Source organism: Mycobacterium sp., assembly GCF_032159765.1.
Taxonomy (GTDB): Bacteria; Actinomycetota; Actinomycetes; order Mycobacteriales; family Mycobacteriaceae; genus Mycobacterium.
In genome coordinates, this window is record NZ_JAVHWM010000026.1 from 14,992 (window position 1) to 41,776 (window position 26,785).

Below are 26,785 nucleotides of genomic sequence, written 5' to 3' on the forward strand. Positions count from 1 at the left end.
TGGCGCCCAGTGGCCATCACCGAAACACATTGTCCGTACTGCTCGCTGCAGTGCGGGATCACGCTTGAGGTATCGCCGGGCGCGGTCACGCTAGGAGCCCAGGACGATTCCCCGACCAACCGGGGCGGCTTGTGCGCAAAGGGTTGGGCGGCCGCAGAACTGCTCGACCACCCGCAGCGACTGACGTCTCCTCTGATCCGGGACAGTCGTGGCTCCTCGCTGCGCCCAGCGACCTGGGAAGAAGCGCTCGACCGCATCGTCACGACTTTTCAGAAGCTGCAGGATCAGCACGGCCGCGATGCGGTCGGATGCTTCGGCGGGGGAGGCTTGACCAACGAAAAGGCCTACCAGTTCGGGAAATTCGCCCGGGTCGCGCTGCGCACGTCGGCGATCGACTACAACGGCCGGTTCTGCATGTCGTCGGCGGCGGCCGCGGCCACCAAGAGTTTCGGCATCGACCGCGGGATGCCGTTTCCGCTTGCCGACGTGGCCGAAGCGGACGTGGTGCTGATGGTCGGAAGCAATATCGCCGACACTGCGCCGCCGGCCATGCAGTTTTTCGACTCTGGGCGGGCCCGCGGTGCCAAGCACATCGTCGTTGATCCCCGCCGGACGGCGACCGCAACAACCGCCGATCTGCATCTTCAGCCTGTGCCGGGCACCGACCTCGCGCTGGCCAACGGCATGCTGAACGTCGCGCTGCGGGAGAAATTCATCGACGTCGACTACATCGCGGAGCGCACCACAGGTTTCGACGCGGTGCGCCGCGCGGTGCGGCTGTACTGGCCCGACCGGGTCGAGCGCATCACCGGCGTGCCGGAAGCCGACATCGTCGCTGCCGCCCGGCTGTTGGGCGGTGCGAAGCGGGCGATGATCCTCACGGCGCGCGGCGCCGAGCAGCACCGCTCGGGGACCGAGACCGTGCTGGCCTACATCAATCTTGCTCTCGCACTTGGCCTAGTCGGGCGCCCGTACTCGGGCTTCGCCACCATCACGGGCCAGGGCAACGGCCAGGGTGGCCGCGAGCACGGCCAGAAGGCCGACCAGCTGCCGGGCTACCGCAAGCTCGACGATCCGGTGGCGCGGGCGCACGTCGCACAGGTATGGGGCATCGACCCGGCGGATCTTCCGTCGCCGGGACGCTCGGCATACGAGATGCTCGATGAGATCGGGTCGGAAGGCGGTGTGCGGGCGCTGTGGGTGATGGCGTCGAACATCGCTGTCTCGACACCGCATTCGGGCCACGTCGCGGACAAGCTCAACGCGCTCGATTTCCTCGTCGTGTCCGACATCTTCCTGTCCGAGACCGCCGCGCTGGCTGACGTCGTGCTGCCCAGCGCGCAGTGGGCCGAGGAGTCCGGGACGATGACCAACCTTGAGGGGCGAGTGATCAGGCGCCGGCGCGCCGTGTCGCCGCCCGCTGAGGTGCGCACGGACCTGGAGGTGATGGCCGACTTGGCGAAACGGATTGGGGTGTTGGGCTTTTCACCAGATCCCGGCGAAGTTTTCGAAGAGCTCGGGCGAGCCAGTCGGGGCGGCAAGGCCGACTACTCGGGCATCACGTACCAGCGGATCGACGACGAACAAGGAGTGTTCTGGCCGTGTCCGTCGCCGCTGCATCCCGGCACGCCAAGGCTTTTCACCGTCGACTTCCCGACGCCGGACCGGCGTGCACATTTTCACCCGGTCGAGCAGCGCGGCGCCGCGGAATTGCCCGACGACCAGTTCCCGTACTACCTGACCACGGGCCGGATGCTCAAGCAGTACCAGTCGGGTACCCAGACGCGTCGCGTGGCTTCGCTCAGCGAGGCCGAACCGCATCCCGTGGCGCAGATGCACCACAGTTTGGCAAGCCAGATCGGTGCTGCCGACGGCGACAAGGTGCGGTTGCGCACGCGCCGCGGCGAGGCGGTCATGACGGTCCAGGTCGTCGATGGCATCCGCACCGACACCGTCTTCGCGCCGTTCCACTGGGGCGGGATCGGCAACGTCAACCGGCTGACAAACCCTGTCCTTGACAAATATTCGCGCATGCCGGAGTTCAAGGTGTGCGCGGTCAGCCTAGAGAGGTCCCACGATGAGTGATGCCAGCGTGCCCCGATTCCTTCAGGGCTTCTTCAGCTTCACCGGCAAGGGCTTCGATGGTCCGTTCCTCGTCGACCCCGCGCTGCGGTACGTCGTTCCCATGGGCATGACGACGCAACCGGTGTACTTCCGGGGAGGCAACTCGACCGACGAGATGATCACGGTCGTGCTGATGCGAGACGGAGCACCGATGCGGTACTTCCCGATCGCCGCCAAGGGGAGCACGCACATCTCGTTGCGGGTGGTGGAAGACCTGCTGAGCGACACGGTCCTGGAGTTGTACCTGGCCGCAGGTGAGGATGTCAGCGGCACCGTGGTGGTGGACCTGGGCATGGTCGAGTTCTGAGGGGGATCTCGAGTTGACAACGATAGAGATCAAACCTGGGCTCAACGGCCAATCAGCAACGGGGAATGCGACATTGGTGGTGGTCGGCAACGGCATGGCCGGCGTGCGCGCGATCGAGGAAATCTTGACCCGCGATGGGGGAGAGCAGTTCTCGATGACGGTGTTCGGCGACGAGCCGTACGGCAACTACAACCGGATCATGCTGTCCAATGTGCTGGCCGGCTCGGACGACACGTCCGAGATCTTTCTGAACCCGGTGGACTGGTACGCGGACAACGACATCGATCTGCGCACGGGCGTGCGCGTAGTGCGAGTCGACAGGTTCGCGCATCTGGTCTATGCCGACGACGGATCCGTCATCCGCTATGACAAGTTGATCCTTGCCACCGGCAGCAGATCGTTCTTCCCGCCGATGGACGGGATGTGGCGCGACGACAAGACCCTGACGCCAGGCATTTTCGGCTTCCGCAGCCTCGATGACTGCGAGACGATGATCGACTTCGCGCGTGGCAAGACAAGGGCGGTGGTCATCGGCGGCGGACTGCTGGGGCTGGAAGCTGCACGCGGCCTGCAGAACCGAGGTCTGTCCGTCGACGTCGTCCATTCCCCGACGACGCTGATGAACGCCCAGCTCGACGACAACGCCGGCGACATCTTGCGGCGCTCCGTGCAAGGACTTGGCATCGGCGTGCACACCGGCAAGCGCACAACGAAGGCACTGCACGTGGACGGCTCGCTGGCCGGGATCGAGTTCTCCGACGGCGAGAAGCTGCCGTGCGACATGCTAGTGGTGGCCGCGGGAATCCGGCCCAACGTCGGACTGGCCCAACGCGCAGGCCTGACCGTAGAACGCGCCATCGTCGTTGATGACCGCATGCGGTCGGTGGATGACGATGACATCTATGTTGTCGGCGAATGCGTGCAGCATCGCGGTCAGGTCTACGGTCTGGTGGCGCCGCTCTGGGAACAGGCTGCCGTGCTGGCCGATCACATCACCGGGGTGAATCCGTCTGCGGCGTACCACGGTTCGCGCATGGCGACCAAGCTGAAGGTCGCGGGCGTGGACGTCGCGTCGATGGGACTGAAGGCCCCCGAACACGAGGACGACGAGTTCGTGCAGTACAGCGAACCCAAGCACGGCGTGTACAAAACCGTTGTGGTGCGCGACAACAAGCTCGTCGGCGCCACGTTGGTGGGTGACGTCAGCAAGGTCGCATTTCTGATGCAAGCGTTCGACCGAGGCATGCCGTTGCCGCAGGAGCGGATCTCGCTGTTGTTCGACATCGGTACGCCTGCACCTGAGGTCGGCGCGGGGGAGCTGTCCGACGACGCGCAGGTGTGCAACTGCAACGGCGTGAAGAAGTCGACGATCGTCGATGCCGTCCGCGGGGGCGAGAAGTCGGTCAACGGGGTGATGGCGGCCACTCGGGCGGGCAAGGGCTGCGGCTCGTGCAAGGGACTGGTCGCACAGATCGTCGAATGGGCCGCGGGCGGCGCGGTCGAGGAAGACCCGTCGGCAAGCTGGTACGTGCCCGGAATCCCTTATCCCAAGCCCGAGTTGATGCGCCTGATCCGGGAGCTCAACCTGCACTCGGTGTCGTCGGTGTTCGCCGCGCTGGCGCCCGACGGCCAAGAGCACGCCGGCTCGAAAATGGCGCTGTCGTCGTTGCTCGACATGATGTGGGGTGACGAGTTCGTCGACGAGCGCGACGGGCGGTTCATCAACGACAGGGTGCACGCGAACATCCAGCGCGACGGGACGTTCTCTGTGGTGCCGCAGATGAAGGGCGGGGTGACGAGCTCAGAGCAGTTGCGCAAGATCGCCGACGTCGCCGACAAGTACCAGATCCCGATGATCAAACTCACCGGCGGTCAGCGGATCGACCTGCTCGGCGTGCGCAAGGAGGACCTGCCTGCGGTGTGGGCCGATCTCGACATGCCGTCGGGCTACGCGTACGGGAAGAGCTTCCGGACCGTCAAAACCTGTGTGGGCTCTGACTTCTGCCGGTTCGGGGTGGGCGATTCGACCGCGCTGGGGATCGCGATCGAAGATCGATATCAGGGGCTGGCCAGCCCGGGCAAGATGAAGCTCGCCGTCACCGGGTGCCCACGCAACTGTGCGGAGGCGCTGTGCAAGGACCTCGGCGTCGTCGCCGTCGAGGGCGGCCGTTGGGAGATCTACGTCGGCGGCGCCGCCGGATCACACGTCCGCAAGGGCGACCTGCTCGCGACCGTCGACAGCGCCGAGGACGTCATCAGACTGACCGGGCGATTTCTCCAGTACTACCGCGAGTCGGCGAATTGGCTTGAGCGAACCTACGATTGGGTGCCGCGATTCGGCATCGAGAAGATCCGCGCGGTCGTCGTCGACGACGCCGAGGGGCTCGCTGACGGCCTCGACGAACGCATGCAGAAGTCGATCGACTCTTACCGCGATCCGTGGCTTGAGGGCCGAGAACCGGTGGAGGCGGGGCAGTTCCGGACCTCGCTTCCGCTCGTCGTGCTGCCGCAGGTGCCGGTGCGATGAGCGTGATCAGCCTCGGGCCCGTGGCGGAAATACCCCTCGGAGAGGGGCGTGCATACGGGGTGGAAGGGCGTCAGATCGCAGTGTTCCGGCTGCGCGACGGTTCGGTGCGCGCGGTGGACGCGGTCTGCCCGCACCGCGGTGGACCGTTGTCGGACGGCCTCGCCGACGACCGCGTGGTGATCTGCCCGCTGCACAACTACACCTACGACCTGTCCACCGGCGAGGAGGTCGCCAACGGCGGCGCCGGTGTGCGGTCGTACCCCGCACACGTCGACGACGCGGGTCTGATCAGCCTCAGTCTCCAGGTCAAAACTTAGGCAGGACAGCGGCGTTGCGCCTCAGAAATCTGCGCCGAGCGTTTTCTCGATGGCGGAGGGACGGCAGCCGTACCCCTCCATGTAATACCAGGGACCCGAATGGTGGGTGGGGTCGTCGTCGAAGAGGAGCGTCTGACGAGGTGGTTGCAGTTGACCACATGCCGAACACCTGATCGGTCGAGCATCGTTCAGCACAAGTTTGTTTCCGAGAAAGGTATGGACAATCAGAGACTTCGAGTGGCCTGCGTCAACCAGGCCCGTGAATACGAAGTCATACATGGTAAGAATCCGTCCGCATTGCAAGCACTCAAGCCGTTCCAGATAGTACTGATCACCGGCTAGAGCCCCGTCCTTCAAGTCAAGGAGGCGTTCCATCTTCGCGACATCTTCGTAGTCTGACTTTGTCGTCTTCGTCGGATCGTCGAGGTCAGCCTGAGCCGGCTTCGCTTGGTCAAACTCTGCCTGCGAAATCGATCTGACGAAGTTGTAGTCAACCATTACCAGCCCTCCGAGTTCAGTTGTGTACTTCCGCCGCCTGACATCGTCCTCCGATTTGTCCCCTTACGCAGACGTGTTCGTGATTTGGCATCCTGCTACGTCGCTGTGACGCCCGGGATGCGGCGGTCGCGCAACGCCTCGACGAAATGGCGATGGTCGTCGCGGACCACCGCGGCATACCCGAGTCCGAAGGACACCATGTCGGCGACGGAGTCGTCGAGGCGAGCGAGTCGATGGTCGCCGACTTCTCGATGTGATTCCGCGCACCGGCAGCCAAATCGATGGAGAGTTGGGCCAATCGGAGACATATCGCGATGGCCAACGAGATGGCGTGATCACCAGTCCAAAGACGACGTAATTGAGCTAGACCCGTTCGAGATAAAAGTATGCGTGTCGCCGGCGTCGGGGGATGAATACACGCTGCGGCCCGGTCACAAGACGCTGTCCGGTGCGTTCCTTCGACTCGTTGAACTTCTTGAAGGCCAGCTCGTCGCTCATGGTGCCCTGCAATCCAGCGGCGTTGAGGATCGTGAATTGCAGGTGGGCTCGTCAAAGAGGTTCCACGACAATGAGAGTCCGACGCACCGCCGCCCTTCTAGGGATTCCGCTGGGTCAAGCGAACGCTGTTGCCGGACGGGTCACGGAAACCGCAGTCGATCCCGTACGGCATCTGATGGGGATCTTCGGTGAACTCGACGCCGCGTGCCTTCATTGCGTCATAGGACGCCTGGCAATCTTCTGTTGTCAGAAACACGGTGCCCGCGAAGCCCTTTGCGACAACGTTCAGTACGTCGGCTTTCGTCGACTCGTCCATCACGGGTGGGCCGGGCACTGCCATCAGCACGATCGACAGGTCGTCCTGTCCTGGCGGTCCGACGGTCAGCCACCGGAAATCGCCGAGTTCGGGCAGTGAGACGTCCTCGCGAACTTCCATGCCGACCTTCTCGGTCCAGTACTTGAGTGCGACTTCCTGGTCATGTACCCAAAGCTGGGCGCTGGAGACTTTGATCATGTGCACGACGCTACGGTCGGCCGTCGCCGTCCGTCTTCTCCCCATGTGCTGTCTTGACCCTGCTGTCCGCGAGTGGCCTGGTGTCGCGCTGCAGTATGCAACTCGGCACCCGTGCGTAGATGGCCGCCGGCGGCATACTCGCGCGGTATGCGGCCGGTGGCATGCCGTATACCCGGGCGAACGACGTGGTGAACGAACCGACGCTCGTCAGGCCGACCATCGTGCAGATGTCGGCCACTGAGCGGTCGGTGTGGCGAAGCAGCGCCGCCGCTCGCTCGAGCCGGCGAGTCTGGAGATATGCCCGAGGGGATTCGCCGAACGTTCTGCTGAACATCCGACTGAAGTGGGCGCGGGACAACCCCGCCGCCGCGGCGAGGTCGTCGACTGTGATCGGCTCCGCGTACCGGGCATCGACAAGATCCTTGGCCCGCAGCAGGTAGCGGGCGGGAGGTACCTGCACCACCGGAATATTATGTATGCGCGGACGAGTTGGCCGGGCGGCCGCGGGTCGTAGCAATACGACTCGAGGAAAGTCCGGACTTCTCAGAGCAGGGTGATTGCTAACGGCAATCCGAGGCAACTCGCGGGATAGTGCCACAGAGAACAGACCGCCACCGTTCGCGGTGGTAAGGGTGAAACGGTGCGGTAAGAGCGCACCAGCATTCCGGGTGACCGGGATGGCTAGGCAAACCCCACCTGGAGCAAGGCCAAAAAGGCCGCACCTGGTGCGGCTGCGCGTGCGTTCGAGGGCTGCTCGCCCGAGTACGCGGGTAGGCCGCTTGAGGCACCCGGCAACGGTGTGCCCAGATGGATGGTCGCCGCCGCGCCGCCGTGGTCAACCGCGGCGGCGTGGAACAGAATCCGGCTTACAGGCCAGCTCGTCCGCCTCAAGTCCGCTCGAAAGTCACGTTATGGCGATCGTCCGGCGTGTCGTCTACGTAGCGTGACTTTCGGTGAGGTGTCGGTGGTTGGCGCCAGGATGCAGCCATGAGCGAGGTGTTCCTAGGTTCCCGAGCGATGGCGGATGGCACCGTGACGTGGCATGAACTGCGGACTTGGTACCGGCCAATCTTCCGAGATGTGTACGTCCCGAGGACCACTGTCGTGACTCTGCGCGACCGGACGGTCGGCGCGTGGATCTCCACGTGCAGCCAAGGCGTGATTGCGGGAGTGGCTGCGGCCGCGCTACACGGTGCCAGCTGGGTGGACGCCGACCTACCCATCGAGTTGATCTCGCGACAACTGCGCCCCCAGCCTGGACTCGTCGTCCGCAGAGAACGGATCGCCGCCGACGAGATCACGCGCATCGCAAGGCTCCCTGTAACCACGCGCGCACGTACCGCATTCGATCTCGGGCGGCACCTGGATCGCGGTGATGCGCTGGTTCGGTTGGACGCGTTGATGCGTTCGATGCTGTTCTCGACCGAGGACGTCCTCTTACTGGCCAAGCGCTACCAGGGCGTTCGCGGAATCCGCCAGCTTCGTGAGTTGCTTCCGCTTGTCGACGGCGGCGCTGCGTCCCCCCAGGAGAGCTTGCTGCGCTTGGCATTCCTCGATGCCGGCTTGCCCAAGCCGGTGACTCAGTTCCCGATCGTCGACAGCCGCGGATATCTAGTCCGCATCGTCGACATGGCTTGGGACGAGTTCAAAGTCGCAGTGGAGTATGACGGCGAGCAGCACCAGACCGACCGCTACCAGTACCGCAAAGATGCGCGCGTGTTGCCGATTTTGGCGCGCATGGGGTGGAGCGTGGTACGCGCGTTCAAAGAGGACCGCCGCGTCGACGTCGCCGCCGAGGCGCGGGCCGCGTTGATTTCGTGGGGCTGGAAGCCCTGAGCCGCAACGAAAGTGACGTTATGGCGACCGTCACCGGCGTGTCGTCGACGTAACGTTAATGTCGGCGCGCGGGAGACCCCTAGAGCTCTTTCCTGACGGCCCTCTTCAGCGCCTTCAACTCCGGCCCCAATTGCTCGCGGCACTGGCGGGCGAGGTCGGCCTCACGTTCATACAGCAGCCCGTAGGTGAACGTGTCCTCACCCGCGGCATGAGCGGCCTCGGCCTGCTGGCTGAGGTGTTGCCTGCTCACCACGCTGTCCTGATGATCCCCCAGCAGCGACTGAATGTTTTTCGCGGCGTCCGAGACCCCCTTCGCGCCGGTGGCGGCCGCGGTATAGCGTAACCGCTTAGCGCCCTTGCGAATTCGGTGCAGCGCTTCGTCGCGGTGCTCGACCTCGGCGTTGTCGGCGCGCTTGGCCTGCTTGCGCACCCGCTTGTAGCCCGACTCGATCGTCGCGTCGGCCGACGGCACCTCGCCGGACAGCAGCTGTGGCGCCTCGGCCGCGACCAGATCTTCGAGCGCATCCAGCATCCGGAAGTACCGTTGAGATCGCATGGCCGTCAACGACCGTCGCCAACCTGCCCGGTACCGCCGATTGGCACCCTCCACCAGCCGGTCCCGGATGGGGCCCCGCACCAGTTCGACCGGCAACTCGTCGAGTGCTTTCTCATACCGCTCGGCGAGCACCTCGGCGTCGCGCGCCACACCCAGCACGCTCGCCAGCTGCCGCAGCTCGTCGAGAATCCACGCGTCGTCGGACAGCCCAAACGCCGATTCCGCGGATTGCAGCAGGCTGCGGATCTTGCGGGTCGTCACCCGCATTTGGTGGATCGAGTCGTAGACGTCGGCACGCACCGCGCGATCCCAGGTCAGCAGGTTGTCGATCTCCTCGGCGACCGCGCGGTGCACGGGATCCTCGATCTCGGGCTCGGCACCTTCAGCCGGTGCGGATTGATCCAGCACCCTCGCCAGCTTCGAGCCGTGCCCTGCCGGCTGTGCGCCCGCGTCCAGAAGGCGGTTGGCCAACCGACCCATCAGCTCGCCGACCTCATGCCCGTCGGCGGCGGCCTGTTCTGCCAGCTCGAGTTCCCACTCGCGCCAGTGCTGCTCGGCGTCGTCGCCGTCGGCCCAGGCGGTCACATGGTCGTCGGCGAATTCGGCGAGCTCGGTTCCGCCGACCCCGTAGAGCTGGTCGACGGTGCGGTTCGTCGAAATCCGCGCGACCGGCGATAGCGGACGGTCGCGAACGATCGCCAGGACGACCTCACGCAGCTCGGCCGGCACTTCGTCGTCGCCGGAGAGCGGCGCTCGCACCTCTGTCCGGGCGTCGGGTCCCGCGGGCAGCTTCAGGTGCCACCCGGCGTCCGAACCGCCCGTGCGTCGGCGCAGCGTGATGAGGTGCGCGGCGAGGTCACGCCCGGGAGTGTCGTAATAGACGGCGTCGAGCTGTTGGGACGGCGCCCTCTGCACCCGCGCGACGACGGCCAGACCGTCGAATGACGGCGACAGCGTCGTGTCGTCGACGTCGAACTTGCGCTCAACCTCCAGATGCCTGTCCATGGTGGCGCTAAGTGTCCCTTCGGTGCCGACGCTGTTCGTGAACATTGGATTGACAGGGTGCCACACCAAAGTGAACAGGTCGGCCGCCGGTGGCGCCGGCGTCAGCTAGAAGCTGTGCTCCTCGGCAGGGAACGCTCCGCTGGCCACCTCGTCCGCGTATTGCCTTGCAGCACGCGATAATTCGCTGCCGACTTCTGCGAAGCGCTTCACGAACCGCGCCGTCTTGCCGCTCGTCATGCCGGCCATGTCCTGCCAGACGAGCACCTGCGCGTCGCAGTTGGGGCCCGCGCCGATGCCGATGGTCGGGATCGTCAGCTTGCCCGTGATCTGGGTCGCCAATTCGGCGGGCACCATCTCCATCACGACGGAGAACGCCCCGGCCTCGGCAACCGCGATTGCGTCGTGAATCGTCTGTTCCGCGGCGTCACCGCGGCCCTGGACCCGGAAACCGCCGAGTGTGTTCACGCTCTGCGGCGTGAACCCGATGTGCGCCATCACCGGAATGCCCGCTGCCGTGAGCGTGACGATCTGCTCCACGACCCGCTCACCGCCCTCGAGCTTCACCGCGTGCGCGCCCGCCTCCTTCATGAAACGGGTGGCGCTGGCCAGCGCCTGCTGCGGGCCTGCCTCATAACTGCCGAACGGAAGGTCGGCCACCACCAACGCATGGGGTGCGCCGCGCACCACACCGCGGACCAGGGGGATGAGTTCGTCGACCGAGATCGGCACGGTCGTGTCGTAGCCGTAGACCACATTCGCTGCGGAATCACCGACGAGCAGCACCGGGATGCCGGCTTCGTCGAAGAGCCGCGCGGTCGAGTAGTCGTAGGCCGTGAGCATCGCCCACTTATGGCCCTCGGCCTTCATCTTCTGCAGGTGGTGGGTTCGCATCTTGGTGCGGACACCGCCGGCACCACCGTAGATCGGCTGTTCAGACATCACTGTCCTTCGTATCGTCGCGTCGCTCCTCGAGGCCCATGCAAGGGTCCCCGGGTTCGCCTGACCTGTTCAGTCTGCCATCTGGGGCGACGAACGTGAATGCAGGGTTAAGTGGACTTCCTCACATGCCGCAACATCGCCCGTGATGGCGCGTCCGGCGGATCCGCGCCCAGTCATGGCACCATGTGCGTGTGATCCGCAAGTCGACGACCTGGGCAGTGACGTTGGCGGTGCTGGCCCTGGTTGCCGGTTGTACGCGGGTCACGAACGGTCACGCGATGCTGCCGTTGCCGAAGGTGGGCGCGCCGATCGCCTGGGACAAGTGCATCACCACCACGGGTGCGACGAACCCGCTGCTCGACTCCGCGCGCTGCGGCAAGCTCGGTGTGCCCGTCGACTACGCCAATCCCGACGAAGCGACCGCCTCGATCTTCGTGGTCAAGTTCCCGGCCACGGGCAAAAAGATCGGCTCGCTGGTGATCAACCCCGGCGGCCCGGGCGAGTCCGGGGTCAATACGGCACTGACGCTCGCGCAGTCGTTGCCCGACGAGATCCGCCAATCCTTCGACCTCGTCGGCTTCGACCCCCGCGGTGTGGCCCGGTCCAGGCCCGCACTGTGGTGCAACTCGGACGCCGAGAACGACGCGGTGCGCGCCGATCCGATGGTCGACTACAGCCCGGCCGGCGTCGCCCACATCGAAGAGGTCACCAAGGAGTTCGTGCAGCGCTGCATCGACAAGACCGGAAAAGAGTTCCTGGCCAACATCGGGACGGCAAACGTCGTCAAAGATCTCGACCTGTTGCGCGCCGCCCTCGGCGACGCGAAACTGACCTATCTGGGTTACTCGTACGGGACCCGGATCGGGTCCGGCTACGCTGAGGCCTATCCGGAGAATGTGCGCGCGATGGTGCTCGACGGCGCGATCGACCCGAACATGGATCCGATTGAGGCAGACATCCGCCAGGCCAAAGCATTTCAGCAGGCGTTCGACGAGTACGCCGCGAACTGTGCGAGTGCACCTGACTGTCCGCTGGGCACCGACCCCGTCAAAGCAGTCGAGAGATACCACAGCCTGGTGGACCCTCTCGTGAGCCATCCGGCGGCGACGACGGACCCGCGTGGACTCTCATATTCCGACGCGATCGTCGGCACCATCTTGCCGATGTACTCGAAATCGCTGTGGCCCGGCTTGACGACGGCGTTGCGAGAGATTGCCGGCGGTCGCGGCGACAAGATGCTTAAGCTGGCCGACCAGTACATGCAGCGCGATCAAAAGGGCCACTACACCAATGCGACCGACGCGCGCTCGGCGGTGAGCTGTGTGGACCGACCACCGGTCACCGATCGCACCAAAGCGGCCGACGAGGACCGTCGGCTTCGAGAGGCGGCACCCTTCATGAGCTACGGCCAATTCACCGGAAACGCGCCGCTGAACACGTGCGCGTTCTGGCCGGTGCCGCCGACCAGCCAGCCCCACACCATCTCCGTGCGCGATGTCCCCCCGGTGCTGGTGATCTCGACCACCGGCGACCCGGCCACGCCGTACCAGGCAGGCGTCGACCTCGCCCGCCAATTGAGCGGCTCCCTGCTGACGTATGACGGCACCCAGCACACCGTTGCGCTGCAAGGCAACACGTGTGTCGACGACATCGTGACGAAGTACCTGGTCGACCTGAACTTGCCAGCAAAAGACGCGCGATGCTGAGACTGTGGGCTTGCGTCACCGCTGCGGCGCTTCTGATCACCTCGTGCACCAACCTTGTCGACGGCCAACCGAGAATGGCGCACCCGGGTGTGGTGACAGCACCACCGTCGACGTCCGGCACGGCGGCGCCGCCGTCGGCACCGAAGATCGAGTGGCGCGAGTGCGAGGTCGGGCCGCTGCCCAAGGGCGCCCAGTGCGGTGAACTGGCCGTGCCGATTAACTACAGCAAGCCCGACGGACCCGATGCGACGATCGCTGTCCTGCGATTTCCCGCTACTGGCAAGAAGATTGGCTCGCTGGTGTTCAATCCCGGTGGCCCCGGCGGCTCGGGTGTCCAACTCGCCGCAGGGATCGTGCGCGGCCTACCCGATGACGTACTCTCGCGCTTCGACATCGTCGGCTTCGACCCGCGTGGCGTGAACTTCTCGCGGCCTGCTGTGCGGTGCAATTCCGACGCTCAAAACGACGAGGAGCGAACCTTTCCCGACGTCGACTACAGCCCAGAAGGGGTAGCCGCAATCGAACAGCGCAACAAGGACTACGTGCAGCGCTGCGTCGACAAGATGGGCAAGGATTTCCTGGAGAACGTCGGAACCGCCACGGCCGTCAAAGACATGGACGAGCTGCGCGCCGCATTGGGCGACGACAAGCTGTCCTACGTCGGCTTCTCGTACGGCACGGAGCTGGGTTCGGCATACGCAGAGGCTTATCCGCAGAACGTCAGAGCGATGGTGCTCGACGGAGCTGTCGATCCCGACATTGATCCGTTGCAGGCCAGCCTGCAGCAGTTGGAGGCATTCCAGAAGGCGTTCAACGACTTTGCCGCCGACTGTGCAAAATCGCCCGACTGCCCGCTCGGAACGGACCCGGCGAAAGCAACCGACGTGTACCGCTCACTAGTGGCGCCGCTGGTGGACAAGCCGGCAAAGACTCGCGATCCGCGGGGCTTGAGCTTCGCGGACGCGAACACGGGAACGATCCAAGCCATGTACTCGCCGTCGTCGTGGAGCGATCTGACCAGCGGACTGCAAGCGCTCGCAGCCGGCGAGTCCGCCGATGATCTGCTCAGCCTCGCGGACGGATACTGGCAGCGCGAGGCCGATGGCTCGTACAGCAATCTGGCTGATGCCAACAACGCCATCAACTGTGCCGACGAGCAGTTTCCGTCGGATCCACAGGCGTGGGTGGATGCCGACAAGCGCGCCCGCGAAGTCGCGCCGGCGTTCACCTACGGCCCCTTCACCGGATATGCGCCCAGGGAGACGTGCGTCTTCTGGCCGTTTACGGGCAAGACTGCGCCCCACAATATTTCAGCTCCGGGCCTGCCGCCCGTGCTCGTCGTGTCCTCAACCGGAGATCCCGCAACACCGTACGAGAACGGCGTGAATCTCGCCAAGCAGCTGAACGGAGTTCTGCTGAGTGTCAACGGCACTCAGCATACGGCGTCTTTCCAGGGCAACCAGTGCGTCGACGAGATCGTGACGAACTACCTGGTCGACTTGAAGACGCCGCCGCCTGACACCAAATGCTGACTGACGCTCTGCTGGCGATCGGCGACAACTACATCGGGCGCGACGAGCACGGCGCTTACACGAACTACTCAGACGCCTTCACCGCCATCATGTGCGTCGACCAGGCATACCCGAGAGACGAACAGTCGTGGGCCGATGCGGACAAGCGATTTCGCGAAGTCTCACCGTTTCAATCGTTCGGCTCATTCACGGGCCATGCGCCCAGGGGAATCTGCGGCTTGTGGCCCGTAGCTGCCACCGGCAAGCCTCATCGGTTGTCCGCGCCCGGACTGCCGCCGATCCTCGTGATCTCGACGACGCACGATCCTGCGACCCCCTACCAGGATGGGCTAGACGTGGCAGAGCAGCTCGGAGCGACCGTGTTGACGGCCGAGGGGACGCAGCACACCGCATCGTTCTCCGGCGACGAGTGTGTCGACGCCATCGCCACCCGCTACCTCGTGGATCTGACACTGCCGCCGCCGGACGCACGGTGCGAACTGCGCGACGAGTGAAGAATGCCAGCTAGATAACGTTTCGCTACCACGATGGGCACCGGAGGCAACAATCGTTTCACGACATGCGAACATGGTCGCCATGCTGCGGGGGATTCCTTTGAGCCTGATGGCGTTTATTTTCGCCGTGACGGGCATCGGCGCACCTGCGATCGCAACGGCTGTGCCTGTCCCGCAAGCGGATTGGGGGAGTTGCCAGCGTTGGCTGGGCGACACCGGCGACATCCCGACCGCGCAGTGCACGACGGTGGCGGTCCCCGTGGACTACGGCAAGCCGGACGGGGCACAGGCGCAGCTGGCGGTGATCAGGGTGCCTGCCCGGGGTCAGCGGATCGGGGTGCTGATGATCAACCCCGGCGGACCCGGCCAGTCCGCGGTCGACACCGTTGCCGGGATGGCTTCATCGTTGGGCGACAACGAGATAACTCAGCATTTCGACCTGGTCGGGTTCGATCCGCGCGGCGTCGGACATTCGACACCCGAGGTGAGGTGCCGGACCGACGCCCAGTTCGACGCGTACCGCAAGGAACCCCTGGTCGATTACAGCCCGGCAGGTGTGGCGCACATCGAGGACCTGTATCGGCAATTCGCCGCAGCATGCCTCAACCGCGTCGGCGCCGAGTTCCTCGCCAACGTCGGAACCGTCAACGTCGCGCGCGACATGGACGCGGTGCGCCAGGCGCTGGGCGAGGCGCAGGTCAATTACCTCGGTTTCTCCTATGGCACGCAACTGGGTACGGCATACGCACAGGCGTTCCCGCAGAACATCCGCGCCATGGTGCTCGATGGCGCAATCGATCCGCAGGTTGACGCCGTCGAAAAGAACGTGCGCCAAATGGCTGGATTCCAAAGGGCGTTCGACGATTTCGCCGGCGAGTGTGCCACCAGCCCGAACTGTCCACTCGGGCAGGATCCAGCCAAGGCGGTCGATCGCTACCACGCCTTGGTCAATCCGTTGGTGACGAGCCCGGGCAAAACGATGGATCCCCGCGGGCTGTCCTACCAGGACGCCATCACCGGCACGGCCAATTCGCTGTACACGCCACGGTTCTGGGAATTTCTGTACAACGGCCTGGGCGCGCTGAGCAACCACACCGAAGCCGAGGAACTGTTGCTGCTCGCCGACGACTACCAGGGCCGTGACAAGACGGGTCACTACAGCAACCTGCAAGACGCGTTCACCGCGATCCGCTGCGTCGACTATGTGACGCCGACCGATTCCGCGACGTGGGTGGAGGCCGACCGGCGTATTCGTGGGGTGGCGCCGTTCATGAGCTACGGCGAGTTCACCGGCTTCGCCCCCCGCGACGTGTGCGCGTTCTGGCCGGTGCCCCCGACGACCACGCCGTATGTGGCCGTCTCCCCGGGCCCCAACAAGGCCGTCGTCGTCTCGACGACGCACGACCCGGCGACGCCATATCAGGCCGGGGTCGACCTTGCGCGTCAGCTCGAGGCCTCGTTGATCTCGTTCGAAGGCACTCAGCACACCGCCGTGTTCAAGGGCAACCAGTGCATCGACTCGGCGGTGGTCAACTATTTGGTCGATCTGACCCCGCCAGGCGATCTGCACTGCTAGCCGCCACGTAACACAGAATTAACAGGCCCAACCTACGCTCGCGTCATGGACCGTCAGAAGGAGTTCGTGCTCCGCACGCTGGAGGAACGCGACATCCGCTTCGTTCGGCTGTGGTTCACCGACGTGCTCGGATTCCTCAAGTCGGTCGCGATCGCGCCGGCAGAGTTGGAAGGCGCCTTCGAGGAGGGGATCGGTTTCGACGGCTCCGCGATCGAAGGGTTCGCGCGAGTCTCTGAGTCGGACTGCGTGGCCCGCCCCGATCCGTCGACCTTCCAGGTGCTGCCCTGGACCACCAGCGGGGGCCAACACCACTCCGCGCGGATGTTCTGCGACATCACGATGCCCGACGGTTCGCCGTCGTGGGCGGACTCACGTCATGTGCTGCGCCGCCAGCTGGCGAAGGCCAGCGATCTGGGATTCTCGTGCTACGTCCACCCCGAGATCGAATTCTTCCTGCTGAAAAACGCGCCCGGTGACGGTACGGATCCGGTTCCCGCCGACACCGACGGCTACTTCGATCAGGCCGTGCACGAGGCGGCGCCGAACTTCCGGCGCCACGTGATCGACGCGCTGGAGTCGATGGGGATCTCGGTGGAGTTCAGCCACCACGAGGGCGCGCCGGGACAACAGGAGATCGACCTGCGCTACGCCGACGCGCTGTCGATGGCCGACAACGTGATGACGTTCCGCTACCTCGTTAAGGAAGTCGCCCTTGGCGACGGTGTGCGGGCCTCGTTCATGCCCAAGCCGTTCAGCGAACACCCCGGCTCGGCGATGCACACCCACATGAGCCTGTTCGAGGGCGAGACGAATGCATTCCACAGCGCCGACGATCCGCTGCAGTTGTCCGACGTCGCAAAGTCGTTCATCGCCGGCATCCTCGAGCACGCCACCGAGATCAGCGCCATCACGAATCAATGGGTGAACTCGTACAAGCGCCTGGTCGTCGGTGGCGAAGCACCCACATCGGCCTGCTGGGGCGCGGCCAACCGCTCGGCGTTGGTGCGGGTGCCCATGTACTCGCCGCGCAAGGTCTCGTCACGGCGCGTCGAGGTGCGCAGCCCCGACTCCGCGTGCAACCCGTATCTGACGTTCGCCGTGCTGCTCGCCGCGGGACTGCGTGGCGTGGAGAAGGAATACGCGCTCGGGCCGCAGGCCGAGGACAACGTCTGGAGCCTGACCCCCGAGGAGCGCAGCGCAATGGGCTACAAGGAACTTCCTGGCAGCCTGGGCGTCGCGCTTGCGGAGATGGAGAACTCGGAGCTTGTGGCGGAAGCGTTGGGGGAGCACGTGTTTGACTTCTTCCTGCGCAACAAGAAGACGGAGTGGGAGAACTACCGCCGCCAGGTGACCCCGTACGAGCTCAAGACCTACCTGTCCTTGTAGCGCGTCCGTTACCGTCGAGGGCGTGTCCAAACCCGAGACGCAGCGTCCCCGATTGCCCAGTCCGGGCCGGCTCGGGCTGATCGAGGCGCCGGCAGGCGCCGATCTGGCGCGGCTGGGCTGGACCACCGACGACTACGTCGAAGTGTTGTGGTCGCTGTCCCGCGCGCCGGACGCGGACGCCGCATTGCGCACGATGGTGCGGCTGGCCGACGCGCTGGGGGACGACTACGACGAGCTGGACGCCGCGCTGCGCAAGGACCGGTCACTGCGGGGTCGGCTGTTCGCGCTGCTGGGTTCGTCGTTGGCGCTCGGCGACCATCTCGTGGCCAACCCGCAGACGTGGCATTTGCTGGCGGGCAAGATCGCGTTGCCAAGTGCCGACGAGCTTCGTCGCGAGTTTGCCGACATCGTCGTCGAAACACCCGCCGACGCAACGCTTCCCGATTTGCGTCGGACGTACCGGAACCGCCTGATGGTGCTCGCGGCTCTCGACGTCGCACCGACGGTGGAGAACGAACCGGTGCTGCCGCTGTCGACCATTGGCGCCCATCTGTCTGATCTGGCCGACGCCGCGCTGGCCGCTTCGCTCGAGCTGGCGATGATCCGTTCGTGCGAGGACGGGCAGCGGCCGCGACTGGCCATCATCGCGATGGGCAAATGCGGTGGGCGGGAACTCAATTACGTCAGCGACGTCGACGTCATCTTCGTCGGCGAAGAGGCGGATGCCCTCGCCAACCGGGTGGCCGGCGAAACGATGCGGCTGGCCTCGGAGGCATTCTTTGAAGTTGACGCGGCGTTGCGCCCCGAGGGGAAGCAGGGGCCGCTGGTACGCACCCTCGAGTCGCACGTGGCCTACTACAAGCGATGGGCCAAGACGTGGGAATTCCAAGCTCTGCTCAAAGCGCGGCCGGCCGCGGGTGATGCGGAGCTCGGCGACGAGTACATCGCGGCGCTGATGCCGATGGTGTGGATCGCGTGTGAACGCGAGGACTTCGTGCCCGAGGTTCAGGGCATGCGGCGACGCGTCGTCGAACACGTGCCCGCCGACGTGCGCGACCGGGAGCTCAAGCTCGGCACCGGCGGTTTGCGTGACGTGGAGTTCGCGGTGCAGCTGCTGCAGCTTGTCCATGGCCGCAACGACGAGAGCCTGCACGTGTCGTCGACGGTCGACGCGCTGGCCGCGCTCGGCGCCGGTGGCTATGTGGGACGCGATGACGCCGCGAACCTCACCGCCTCGTATGAGTTTCTGCGGCTGCTCGAGCACCGGCTGCAGCTGCAGCGGCTCAAGCGCACGCACATGCTGCCCCGATTCGACGACGACGAGGCGATGCGCTGGCTGGCCCGTGCCGCCCACGTGCGGCCCGACGGGCAACACGATGCGCTCGGGGTGCTGCGCGAAGAACTCAAGCGGCAGAACCTGCGGGTGTCGCGGCTGCACGCCAAGCTCTTCTACCAGCCGCTGCTGGAATCCGTCGGGGCGAGCCTCGAGATCTCCGACGGGATGAGCGCTGAGGCCGCCGAACGGCAGATCGCCGCGCTGGGGTATCAGGCGCCGCAGAACGCGCTGACCCATCTGGCGGCGTTGACCAGTTACAGCGGGCGCCGCGGCCGGGTGCAGGCGGTACTGCTGCCCACGCTGCTCGACTGGCTCTCCGACACTCCCGACCCTGACGCCGGGCTGCTCGCGTATCGCAAACTCAGCGATGCGTTGGTCGATCAACGCTGGTTCCTGTCGACGCTGCGCGACGAGGGCGCCGTCGCCAAGCGATTGATGCACGTGCTCGGCACGTCGGCCTACGCGCACGAACTACTGATTCGCGCGCCGGACGTCATCCAGCTGTACGGAGACGGGCCGGCGGGACCCAAGCTGCTGGACGTGGCGACAGAACAGGTGACGCGCTCGCTGTTGGTGGCCGCATCTCGGCACACCGACCCTGCGGCCGCCATCGCCACTGCGCGGAACATGCGCAGGCGCGAACTGGGCCGGATCGCTTCGGCGGACCTGCTCGGGCTACTCGATGTCAGGCGGGTGTGCGCCACGCTGACCTCGGTGTGGGTCGCGGTGCTGCAGGCAGCGCTGGAAGCGGTGATCAAAGCCAACACACCCGAGTCCGGACAAGCGCCCGCGCGTATCGCCGTGATCGGAATGGGTCGGCTGGGCGGACGCGAGCTGGGTTACGGCTCCGACGCAGACGTGATGTTCGTCTGTGAGCCTGCTGACGGCGTCGAGGAATCCAAGGCCGTCCGGTGGTCGACGACGATCGCCGAGCAGGTGCGTGCTCTGCTAGGCACCCCGAGCGCCGACCCGCCGCTGGAGGTCGACACCAACCTTCGGCCAGAGGGCCGCAACGGTCCGCTGGTGCGGACGTTGAACTCCTATGCCGCCTATTACGAGCAGTGGGCCCAGACGTGGGAGGTTCAGGCGCTGCTGCGCGCGCACCGCGTCGCGGGCGATGAGGAGCTCGGCAACCGATTCCTGCTGATGGCCGACACGACGCGCTATCCGTCGGGCGGTGTGTCAGCCGAAGTCGTGCAGGAAATCCGGCGCATCAAGGCGCGGGTGGACGCCGAGCGGCTGCCCCGGGGCGCCGATCCGAACACGCACACCAAACTCGGCCGCGGTGGCCTCGCCGACGTCGAATGGACCGTGCAGCTGCTTCAGTTACGCCACGCGCACAAGGTGCCTGCGCTGCACAACACCTCGACACTGGAGACCCTTGACGCGATCGGCGCGGCAGAGCTGGTCGCCGAAGACGACGTCGACCTGCTGCGCCAGGCATGGTTGACGGCCACTCGCGCACGCAATGCGCTGGTATTGGTGCGCGGCAAGCCCTCCGACCAGTTGCCCGGCCCGGGGCGGCAGCTCAACGCCGTCGCCGTCGCCGCGGGTTGGCCGGATTCGGACGGCAGTGCGTTCCTGGACAACTACCTGCGCGTGACACGCCGCGCAAAGGCCGTGGTGCGCAAAGTCTTTGGTGGCTAACGGCGTCGGGGCTACCGCCGCCGCCCGAAGCGGCTCATCAGCCCTGGGCGGCGGCGTTCTGGTGTGGAGTAACCCGTAGCCCGCCCGCGTTGGCCGCGCATCGTTTCGACCGCGAATCGCCCGGGCCCGATGAATACCAGAAGGAAAAACGCGAAGCAGTAGAGGATCGCGGGCTCACCGCCGTTACCACCAATTTGCCTGTCGAATGGCCAAAAGGGTTGGACCGTCTCCCAAAACGGCCAGTGCTGCCAGAAGTAAGCGACCGCCATAGTGCCCGATGCCACAAAAGCCGCTGGGCGCGTGAACAATCCGATGCACACCAGCAGTCCGGTGACGAACTCGATCAGCCCGGCCCACCAGCCCGGCCAGGTACCGACCGGGATCCTCATCGGCATCGTCAGCGGCCAGTTGAATAGGATCATCGCGCCGTGAAGTGCGAAGAGCAGTCCAATCATGAACCGAAAAAGGCTGATGACTGCCCCAGAGTTGGTGGCCAGTCTCGCATTCATGGCTGGTGACGTCATGGCGGTGACGTTACGGCAAGTCTGTGAACTTGTGGAGGTGTCGCTGTCACAGCTCAAGCATCACGGTGACGGGACCGTCGTTGACCAGACAGACCTGCATGTGCGCGCCGAACACGCCGGTTTCCACCGTGGCTCCGAGTCCGCGCAGCGCGTTCGCCAGCGCGGTGACCAAGGGTTCGGCGACCGGTCCCGGCGCCGCGGCGTTCCACGACGGCCTACGTCCCTTTTCGGTATTGGCATACAGCGTGAACTGGCTGACCACCAGGATCGGGGCGTCGACGTCGGCCGCGGACCGTTCGTCATCGAGAATTCGCAGGCGCCAAAGCTTTTCGGCCATCCGGACTGCGGTGTCGTCGGTATCGGTGTGCGTGACACCGACGAACGCGACCAGGCCCTGGCCGTCGGGCTGTATCGAGCCGACGACGGCTCCGTCGACTGCGACGGATGCCTGCGACACCCGCTGCACGAGAACCCGCATGCGGGAAGCTTAGAATCCGAAGCCGATTCCGAAATGGCCCCAGTCGTGGTTGTAATCGTCCGGGCAATGAACATCGACATACACGGTCGTGAACTCCGGCGGCGGTGACTCGGCCGAGCGATCGGGATTGTGGATCGCGTTTACTTGGCACAAATAGAGCGGGACTGTGCTGTAACCGTTTGCCCAGTTGATCTGCACCGTATAGCCCTGGTCTTCCAGATCCCGGATCGTCTCGGCCGCGGATTCGCCTCCAGCCACCGGCCACACCGGGTCGGCGGCCGCTGGTGACGCGACCGCCAACGCGAACGCGGCAGCCAACGCCGCGAACATCGTGCGGATGAGCGCCATGTCGGCCCCTTCGAATCTCTGCCATCCAGCATCCACCTGAGGAGGCTGGTCCGTCCACCCCCGCTGACGGTCTTCCGTTGTCCGGCAAGACACCCGCGCGGCACCTACGATTTGCAGGTGGGCAAGAAGAAGGCTGAAAAGAACAAGAAGAACAAGATCTCGAACGACGTCTACGACGCCGAACTGTTCCGTCTTCAAACGGAATTGGTGAAGCTGCAGGAGTGGGCCCGCGACACCGGCGCTCGCATTGTCATCGTCTTCGAGGGTCGACGCAGCAGGCAAAGGCGGGACGATCAAACGGATCACCGAGTACCTTAGCCCGCGCGTCGCCCGGATTGCAGCGCTTCCGGCCCCGTCTGATCGCGAGCGAGGACAGTGGTATTACCAGCGATACATCGCACACCTGCCCGCCAAGGGAGAGATCGTGCTGTTCGACCGATCCTGGTACAACCGCGCCGGGGTGGAGAAGGTGATGGGATTCTGTACGCCGCAGGAACATTCGTTGTTCTTGCGCCAGACGCCGATCTTCGAGCAGATGCTCATCGAGGACGGTGTGTTGTTGCGCAAGTACTGGTTCTCGGTGTCCGACGACGAACAGCTTAGGCGATTCCGGTCACGGCTCAACGACCCAGTGAGGCAGTGGAAACTCAGCCCGATGGACTTGGAATCGGTGTATCGGTGGGAGGACTACTCGCGGGCCAAGGACCAGATGATGGTGCACACCGACACACCGCTGAGTCCTTGGTACGTCGTCGAATCCGACCTGAAAAAGCATGCGCGGCTGAACATGATCGCCCATCTACTGTCGACGTTCGACTACTACGACGTCGAACATCCGAAGGTCGAGTTGCCGCAGAGGCCGGTGCTCAGCGGTGACTACCAACGCCCACCCCGAGCGTTGTCAACCTACGTCGACGACCACGTCGCAACTCTGGTGGGGGACCCGGAGTAGTTAGCTCCGCGACTCCTAAGGTCGAAAGTCTCCGAGATCCTCAAGTTCGCGCAATCGGCCGTGCCGGTCGCGTCCGCTCTTTGCGAACGGACGAAACTCGTTGAAAAACGTTCCGATATCAGGGTGGTTCTGCAGCATGGCCGCATAATCCTCCCAGCTGAGCTTCCCCTGGCGCCGTGCCTCGTCGATTTCTTCAATCGTTGCTCTTCCTGCCATGAGCTCAGTGTGACACCCATTCCGACGTCCGTGAGCGGTTTGCTGCAGAGTCTCCTCGGCAAGGTTGGAGCAATATCTTAGTAGGGCGCGAATCCTGCGCCAGGGCAGCGGATTTTGAGTCTCGGTAGTCCTGGTGCAGAATTCGGCGCGTCTTGCGTGCGGATTTCTATACCGACTCCAGCAGTCGCGGGGCCAAGCCGAATGCCTCGACAAGCGTCAGCCAGTCGGCGCCCGAAACCAGATAGTCAGGTGACTTCTCCCGGTGCACGTCCCCGCGCCACTCGAACCGGGATGCCGACGTGAGAGGACTCATGGGACATCCGATTGTCAGCGGTGGCAATCCGGGAACGCTCAGCACGAGGACGGGCGTCTTCGCGTACTGCCACGACCTTGAGTTCATGATCGACGTGACCGCGTGGACTGCTTTCGACTCGGGGTTGTAGAACGCCGGGGTCGCCGTCACCTGGGCAACCGGAGCCGAGGCGACGGGCGCGTTGTTCTGGTCGACCACCCAGATCACATCTTTGCCGGCGGCGATGGCCAGGTGCGGTAGCTTCTTGCGTCGCCCCCGCGCGATGAAGTCGGCCCCCGGCATCATGGAATCCGTCCAGGCCTTCGACGTGTTCGGAATCAGCACACACCAGGTCGGTTCCGCTGATGTGGGCCGGCGCGCATCCCACCCACAACGGCCGGCGAGCGCGGTGAGCAGCTCACCGAATTCGGGTGCCCGCATGGTCACGTCGGGGTACTCCACGTCGGGTGCTTCGAGCGGCGTCGTGGCAGCGTTGCGGTGATCGACTCCGCCGACAACGAACAGGTGAGGGTCCGCTAGCAGATGAAGCGTCGTACCCATGGACATTCCCTGGTGAGTCCACGGTCCCAGCTTCACCCCGCTGAAAGGGAAGACCACGCCGGACTTTTGGTCGACGAGCACGCCGTCGCGGGCCACGGCGATGACGGTCTTTCCCCACATGTCACTTGCCTCGAACCGGGTCGCTCCATCGGCGCGGTCGATGTCGACTTGCCCCGATTGTCGATGCCGCTGACGCTTCTTCTCCATCACGCGTGTCACGAAGTACACGCCATAGCCGAAGACGAAGAAGCCGCCGAGAGCTAGCGCGAACACCCACCACGGCGCTGCTGAGATACCACTTGAGCGGGCCAAGACCGTCATCTGAGTCTCCGTTCGACAGGGCCATGCAGATTTCTGATTACTTGCTGTGAAGTATCTGCCGTCCGTCTTGGAGACTTCTTGAAAACGAAACCGCCCGCGCGAGAAATCCAGGCGGCCGGTTTCGTGACCGGAGCTCCTACACGTCGAAGTACAGCGCGAACTACCTGCAGTGCGTTTCGCAGTGTTAGCTGCGTTGGTTACGTCGCATTTCCGCTGCTAAAGGCGTTGAGAGTGTTGGCCACGTCAAGCTGTTGTTAACCCTGCTGCGGACGGACTGCGGACGGACGTGGTTGCGGCTGGTTTCCTGACTTGCCTGCGTGCCACGCGTCGATGGTCTGAGCCGTCCACCCCTTGACGCGTCCAATCATGGCGTCGGGCTTAGGCATTAGTCGCGGAGTGTCCTGGCTGTATGCCTTGACGGTGTTCAGCGCGAGGCCGGTACGATCAGCCACTTCGCTCACGCTTAGATACACCCTCACAGCAGTTGATTCTATTTGAAGGTGTGTGCCTAAACGGGTATTGACCCGTATGCACTTAACGGCATACCTTAAAGTGCGTAATGCCGTGCCATTCGCGAAAGGAAGATATGACCACGAAAACTACCTACCCGGATGTTCCGGTGCCAGACGGCACTACGACCGACACATGGGAGGACGGCTGCCGGCCGATCTTGGGTCAGCGTCGCGGCATCGACGGCTACGACATCGAGTTCTGGACCGGAGCAGCACAATTCACGGACGGCAGCATCGATGTCTAGGGCAAAGTCGAGGCACCGAACGTGGTCGTCGAAAACGCCGAGTCCCGAGGCATGACCAGTGCCCAAGCCCGCGAGCTGGCGGCCGTGATCATCGCGGCTGCCGACGAGATCGACGGGTGGGTTGGACGATGACCACGACGGAAGAGAAGCGGCGGTTCCTGCCTCCCGTGCAGTGTGCGCCGTGGTGCACGGACGGCAACGGCCACGTCACCGAGACCGGGCGCGCCGACCAAACCTGCTGGGGAAGCGATCATTACGTGGCGCTGAGCCTCGAAGAAACGTCACCTGCACATTTACCGCCCGTCGAACACCAGTATCTGGATATGGACAGCAGCGTGTTGATGACTGCTGATGAGGCGCGCCGCTACGCCGCCCAGCTGATCGAGGTGGCCGACGAAATCGACAGGGAGGCCAAGCGATGAGCGCCACATCCGACACCGACGATCCCGCACTGACCGACCTAAAGGAGCGCATCAACTCCGCGCTTTGCAGCTCGTCGGCCACCAGCACGGTAATGGCGCGACACAACTTGTGGGTGGTCCGCGGGATGATGGACGACATCGACCCAGAGGCGGATTTATCGGCCGCCGAGATCCTTGCAATCTTGGCGGTACTGGCTCCGGTCCATGCCCGAGTTCTCTCCCGCAGCCGACGGGCTGTAGACGCGTCGCGGGACCAGTGCCCGGTTGGCCCTCCAACGCTTCGCGTCATCCGGGGATAGACGTCACATCACCCCCGTCGGCCCGTCATCCTCCCGGGTGGCGGGCCGATTCCCTGTTGGGCACGGACCCACTCTTCTGGCAAATCGAACGCTGTTGCGGAAACGCCAAGCTGCCTGCGGATTTACTGCTAACTTCGAAGCGGTCGGGAACGAACAGCCCAAAATGGAGGCGCCCAAATGACCACCACCGCTACCAGGACCCGTCGGGCCGTTACCCGGGCTGCCGTAATCACCGCCGCGACTAGCTTGGCCGCACTCACGCTGGCCGGCCCAGCATCGGCGGACGAGACATTGATCGGTCAGAAATACATTGGGGTTGCCGACTGCAGCCGCCAAGGAGGTTCCGGTCAAATCTGCCCCGCCGGCACACCCAACAACAACCTCATCCAGTACGCCTTTAACGCCAACCAACCCTCGATCAAAGTCGAATTCACCGCGAACGCGAATCACTGCGCCGACATGATCGCCCATCTCTTCTTCGACGGAGCCGAGTGGGGATCCAACATTGTCCATCCCGGCCAGACCGACGGCGGATACGAGATTCCGATAAAGCGCTCTGGTTCGCATTTCGTTGCGGTGCGCGCCGAGGGTGTGCCCGGAGGCTGCAATACCGGGACCGTGTCGGCATGGGGCGGCACGGTCCGTGTCTGGCAACTGAGCTGACCTCATGCGGCCCCGTCATCCTCCGGGGCGGCGGGCCGACCCCGTTTATCAAAAGCCTTGCCGGGTAGCCGTTTCGGCAAGGCGATGGGGACGGGGGGGTATCAACCCCGCCCCGCGTTCAGCAGCAGCGCAACCCGGTCCCCATCGCCGCTAA

27 protein-coding genes, 1 other RNA gene and 1 pseudogene are annotated in these 26,785 nt (G+C 64.7%); 17 read left to right on the top strand and 12 right to left on the bottom strand.

Translation table 11 applies throughout. The features are described from left to right. The first annotated feature begins 9 nt into the window (after nt 1–9). From QOH60_RS02980 to QOH60_RS02995, 4 genes are read left to right on the top strand one after another with little or no spacing between them, the layout of a single operon-like run. Nucleotides 10–2,085, top strand: coding sequence for a molybdopterin oxidoreductase family protein (locus QOH60_RS02980; RefSeq protein ID WP_526416926.1), 2,076 nt, complete (start codon nt 10–12; stop codon nt 2,083–2,085). Beyond that, nucleotides 2,078–2,431 (top strand): molybdopterin oxidoreductase, encoded by a 354-nt coding sequence (locus QOH60_RS02985; protein ID WP_526416928.1) that lies wholly within the window; start codon nt 2,078–2,080, stop codon nt 2,429–2,431. Before QOH60_RS02980 ends, QOH60_RS02985 begins: the two co-directional genes overlap by 8 nt. A gap of 13 nt (nt 2,432–2,444) precedes the next feature. Next, nucleotides 2,445–4,958 (top strand): nitrite reductase large subunit NirB, encoded by a 2,514-nt coding sequence (gene nirB, locus QOH60_RS02990; RefSeq protein WP_526416930.1) that lies wholly within the window; start codon nt 2,445–2,447, stop codon nt 4,956–4,958. Then, nucleotides 4,955–5,275 carry a Rieske (2Fe-2S) protein gene (locus QOH60_RS02995; protein WP_526416932.1) on the top strand — a complete coding sequence of 107 codons (321 nt, stop codon included), beginning with the start codon at nt 4,955–4,957 and terminating at the stop codon, nt 5,273–5,275. The genes nirB and QOH60_RS02995 overlap by 4 nt, the downstream gene beginning before the upstream one ends. 21 nt (nt 5,276–5,296) lie before the next feature. Here QOH60_RS02995 and QOH60_RS03000 read toward each other — a convergent pair whose 3' ends face one another. From QOH60_RS03000 to QOH60_RS03015, 4 genes are all read right to left on the bottom strand, one after another. Beyond that, nucleotides 5,297–5,773, bottom strand: a complete 477-nt coding sequence (locus QOH60_RS03000) for a DUF8243 domain-containing protein (RefSeq protein WP_526416934.1) — start codon at nt 5,771–5,773, stop codon at nt 5,297–5,299. Between the two features lie 363 nt (nt 5,774–6,136). Further along, nucleotides 6,137–6,271 carry a hypothetical protein gene (locus QOH60_RS03005; protein WP_526416936.1) on the bottom strand — a complete coding sequence of 45 codons (135 nt, stop codon included), beginning with the start codon at nt 6,269–6,271 and terminating at the stop codon, nt 6,137–6,139. Between the two features lie 97 nt (nt 6,272–6,368). Further along, the gene (locus QOH60_RS03010) at nt 6,369–6,785 is read right to left on the bottom strand and encodes a VOC family protein (RefSeq protein WP_526416938.1); all 417 of its coding nucleotides are present in this window, start codon (nt 6,783–6,785) and stop codon (nt 6,369–6,371) included. Nucleotides 6,786–6,795: 10 nt separating this feature from the next. Continuing rightward, the gene (locus tag QOH60_RS03015; protein WP_526416940.1) at nt 6,796–7,248 is read right to left on the bottom strand and encodes a helix-turn-helix transcriptional regulator; all 453 of its coding nucleotides are present in this window, start codon (nt 7,246–7,248) and stop codon (nt 6,796–6,798) included. Nucleotides 7,249–7,270: 22 nt separating this feature from the next. Here QOH60_RS03015 and rnpB point away from each other — a divergent pair. Together rnpB and QOH60_RS03025 are read left to right on the top strand one after the other, a co-directional pair. Next, nucleotides 7,271–7,670: RNase P RNA component class A (gene rnpB / locus QOH60_RS03020), an RNA gene on the top strand. A 102-nt stretch (nt 7,671–7,772) separates the two neighbouring features. Then, on the top strand, nt 7,773–8,621 hold the full coding sequence (locus QOH60_RS03025) for a DUF559 domain-containing protein (protein ID WP_526416942.1): 849 nt from the start codon (nt 7,773–7,775) through the stop codon (nt 8,619–8,621). Nucleotides 8,622–8,700: 79 nt separating this feature from the next. On the opposite strand, the gene QOH60_RS03030 is transcribed toward QOH60_RS03025, so the two are convergent. Further along, the gene (locus QOH60_RS03030) at nt 8,701–10,227 is read right to left on the bottom strand and encodes a CYTH and CHAD domain-containing protein (RefSeq protein WP_526416944.1); all 1,527 of its coding nucleotides are present in this window, start codon (nt 10,225–10,227) and stop codon (nt 8,701–8,703) included. 60 nt (nt 10,228–10,287) lie between these two features. After that, complete coding sequence (gene panB / locus QOH60_RS03035; protein WP_526416946.1) at nt 10,288–11,121, bottom strand: 3-methyl-2-oxobutanoate hydroxymethyltransferase; 834 nt, start codon at nt 11,119–11,121, stop codon at nt 10,288–10,290. A 185-nt stretch (nt 11,122–11,306) separates the two neighbouring features. On the opposite strand from panB, the gene QOH60_RS03040 reads away from it, so the two are divergent. The 6 genes from QOH60_RS03040 (at nt 11,307) to QOH60_RS03065 (ending at nt 20,798) form a co-directional block, all read left to right on the top strand. After that, the gene (locus QOH60_RS03040; protein WP_526416948.1) at nt 11,307–12,827 is read left to right on the top strand and encodes an alpha/beta fold hydrolase; all 1,521 of its coding nucleotides are present in this window, start codon (nt 11,307–11,309) and stop codon (nt 12,825–12,827) included. After that, nucleotides 12,821–14,359 carry an alpha/beta fold hydrolase gene (locus QOH60_RS03045; RefSeq protein WP_526416950.1) on the top strand — a complete coding sequence of 513 codons (1,539 nt, stop codon included), beginning with the start codon at nt 12,821–12,823 and terminating at the stop codon, nt 14,357–14,359. Before QOH60_RS03040 ends, QOH60_RS03045 begins: the two co-directional genes overlap by 7 nt. Beyond that, nucleotides 14,353–14,853, top strand: a complete 501-nt coding sequence (locus QOH60_RS03050; protein ID WP_526416952.1) for an alpha/beta hydrolase — start codon at nt 14,353–14,355, stop codon at nt 14,851–14,853. The genes QOH60_RS03045 and QOH60_RS03050 overlap by 7 nt, the downstream gene beginning before the upstream one ends. Before the next feature lie 82 nt (nt 14,854–14,935). After that, nucleotides 14,936–16,429 (top strand): alpha/beta fold hydrolase, encoded by a 1,494-nt coding sequence (locus QOH60_RS03055; RefSeq protein WP_526416954.1) that lies wholly within the window; start codon nt 14,936–14,938, stop codon nt 16,427–16,429. Nucleotides 16,430–16,474: 45 nt separating this feature from the next. Further along, entirely contained in the window at nt 16,475–17,815 is a 1,341-nt protein-coding gene (gene glnA, locus QOH60_RS03060) for a type I glutamate--ammonia ligase (RefSeq protein ID WP_526416956.1), read from the top strand. Between the two features lie 22 nt (nt 17,816–17,837). Beyond that, entirely contained in the window at nt 17,838–20,798 is a 2,961-nt protein-coding gene (locus tag QOH60_RS03065; protein ID WP_526416958.1) for a bifunctional [glutamine synthetase] adenylyltransferase/[glutamine synthetase]-adenylyl-L-tyrosine phosphorylase, read from the top strand. An 11-nt stretch (nt 20,799–20,809) separates the two neighbouring features. On the opposite strand, the gene QOH60_RS03070 is transcribed toward QOH60_RS03065, so the two are convergent. The 3 genes from QOH60_RS03070 to QOH60_RS03080 are packed head-to-tail and all read right to left on the bottom strand — an operon-like array spanning nt 20,810 to nt 22,148. Continuing rightward, on the bottom strand, nt 20,810–21,322 hold the full coding sequence (locus QOH60_RS03070) for a DoxX family protein (RefSeq protein WP_526416960.1): 513 nt from the start codon (nt 21,320–21,322) through the stop codon (nt 20,810–20,812). A gap of 46 nt (nt 21,323–21,368) precedes the next feature. Next, nucleotides 21,369–21,800, bottom strand: coding sequence for a D-aminoacyl-tRNA deacylase (gene dtd, locus QOH60_RS03075; RefSeq protein WP_526416962.1), 432 nt, complete (start codon nt 21,798–21,800; stop codon nt 21,369–21,371). Nucleotides 21,801–21,809: 9 nt separating this feature from the next. Continuing rightward, nucleotides 21,810–22,148: a hypothetical protein gene (locus tag QOH60_RS03080; protein WP_526416964.1), complete on the bottom strand. Its 339-nt coding sequence runs from the start codon at nt 22,146–22,148 to the stop codon at nt 21,810–21,812. A gap of 117 nt (nt 22,149–22,265) precedes the next feature. On the opposite strand from QOH60_RS03080, the pseudogene ppk2 reads away from it, so the two are divergent. Next, nucleotides 22,266–23,100: pseudogene (gene ppk2 / locus QOH60_RS03085) on the top strand (polyphosphate kinase 2). A 15-nt stretch (nt 23,101–23,115) separates the two neighbouring features. On the opposite strand, the gene QOH60_RS03090 reads toward ppk2, so the two are convergent. The 3 genes from QOH60_RS03090 to QOH60_RS03100 form a co-directional block, all read right to left on the bottom strand. After that, nucleotides 23,116–23,316, bottom strand: coding sequence for a hypothetical protein (locus tag QOH60_RS03090; RefSeq protein WP_526416966.1), 201 nt, complete (start codon nt 23,314–23,316; stop codon nt 23,116–23,118). Nucleotides 23,317–23,482: 166 nt separating this feature from the next. Beyond that, on the bottom strand, nt 23,483–24,490 hold the full coding sequence (locus QOH60_RS03095; protein ID WP_526416968.1) for a hypothetical protein: 1,008 nt from the start codon (nt 24,488–24,490) through the stop codon (nt 23,483–23,485). Between the two features lie 254 nt (nt 24,491–24,744). Continuing rightward, on the bottom strand, nt 24,745–24,942 hold the full coding sequence (locus QOH60_RS03100; protein ID WP_526416970.1) for a hypothetical protein: 198 nt from the start codon (nt 24,940–24,942) through the stop codon (nt 24,745–24,747). Nucleotides 24,943–25,076: 134 nt separating this feature from the next. On the opposite strand from QOH60_RS03100, the gene QOH60_RS03105 reads away from it, so the two are divergent. The 4 genes from QOH60_RS03105 (at nt 25,077) to QOH60_RS03120 (ending at nt 26,631) form a co-directional block, all read left to right on the top strand. Beyond that, nucleotides 25,077–25,247: a hypothetical protein gene (locus QOH60_RS03105; RefSeq protein WP_526416972.1), complete on the top strand. Its 171-nt coding sequence runs from the start codon at nt 25,077–25,079 to the stop codon at nt 25,245–25,247. A gap of 128 nt (nt 25,248–25,375) precedes the next feature. After that, a complete protein-coding gene (locus QOH60_RS03110) occupies nt 25,376–25,669 on the top strand; it encodes a hypothetical protein (RefSeq protein WP_526416974.1) in 294 nt (97 codons plus the stop codon). Beyond that, nucleotides 25,666–25,968, top strand: a complete 303-nt coding sequence (locus tag QOH60_RS03115; protein ID WP_526416976.1) for a hypothetical protein — start codon at nt 25,666–25,668, stop codon at nt 25,966–25,968. Before QOH60_RS03110 ends, QOH60_RS03115 begins: the two co-directional genes overlap by 4 nt. Before the next feature lie 177 nt (nt 25,969–26,145). Next, a complete protein-coding gene (locus QOH60_RS03120; RefSeq protein WP_526416978.1) occupies nt 26,146–26,631 on the top strand; it encodes a hypothetical protein in 486 nt (161 codons plus the stop codon). Nucleotides 26,632–26,785: the final 154 nt, after the last annotated feature.